This is a genomic window from Pseudomonas sp. 5Ae-yellow, assembly GCF_014077575.1.
Lineage (GTDB): Bacteria > Pseudomonadota > Gammaproteobacteria > Pseudomonadales > Pseudomonadaceae > Halopseudomonas > Halopseudomonas neustonica.
On record NZ_JACGWE010000122.1, the window covers coordinates 1 to 1032 of the forward strand.

Consider the following 1032-nt stretch of genomic DNA (forward strand, 5'->3'; position numbering starts at 1 on the left):
GGCGGTTGCAGGAGCTGAGTGCAACACGGTTATTGAATTGACGCAGGAGCATCATATTGCATAGCCAAGGCTTTCTGCATCACTTCGCTCATGACTTCGATAGGACATTTGAAATCGAAGCGCTTACGTGGACGCATGTTCAGTTGAAACGCAATGGCATCCAGTTCTTCTTGGCTATGTACCGACAAGTCAGTGCCCTTGGGCAGGTACTGGCGGATCAGGCCATTAATGTTTTCGTTGCTGCCGCGCTGCCAAGGGCTGTGTGGGTCACAGAAGTAGATCGCCACACCGGTTCTCTGGGTGATCTCGGCGTGCTGTGCCATTTCCCGGCCCTGGTCGTAGGTCATGCTCTTGCGCATCGCCAGCGGCATGTTATTGAGGGCGGCGCTGAAGCCCTCCATTGCCGAGGTCGCCGTCGCGTCGTTCATCTTCACCAGCATCAGGTAGCCACTAGTGCGCTCCACCAGCGTACCTACAGACGAGGCGTTAGCCTTACCCTTAATAAGGTCGCCTTCCCAATGCCCCGGCATCAGTCGGTCTTCAACTTCCGGCGGGCGCAAGTGAATGCTGACCATCTCTGGAATCTGCCCGCGCCGATCCACACCGCCAAGGCGTGGTCTACGTGTCGTCTTGCCTTGGCGCAAACAAAGGATCAACTCCTTGCGCAGCTCACCGACGGGCAGGGCATAGATCGCGTTGTAGATCGTCTCGCGACAGACGTAGGCATCTCTAAGACTGGGTATGTTCATACTGCGCAGCTTGCCGGCAATCTGCTCGGGAGACAAACGCTGGCGCAGCATATGGATCACCAGTTCAAAGCGCTCACTACCTGGCAGCAGCTTTCGCATGGGCCGACAAGCCTGGCGGCGGACCTTCATCCGCTGCTGAGCCACGCGGGCCGAGTAGCTGCCAGCTGCATCTCGATTGCGGCGCATCTCTCGGCTGACCGTCGAAGGGGATCGGTTGATCAAGCAGGCAATCCTGCGCAAGCTGAGGCCTTGGGCATGACTAACTTGAATGGTGGCACGCTCT

Annotated in this window: 1 protein-coding gene; it reads right to left on the reverse strand. The window is 57.6% G+C overall.

Annotated elements, in window-relative coordinates; translation table 11 throughout:
• Positions 1–29: 29 nt before the first annotated feature.
• The coding region (locus tag H4J77_RS19530; RefSeq protein WP_182250120.1) for an IS30-like element ISPsp4 family transposase at positions 30–1032 on the reverse strand (1003 nt) is incomplete at its 5' end.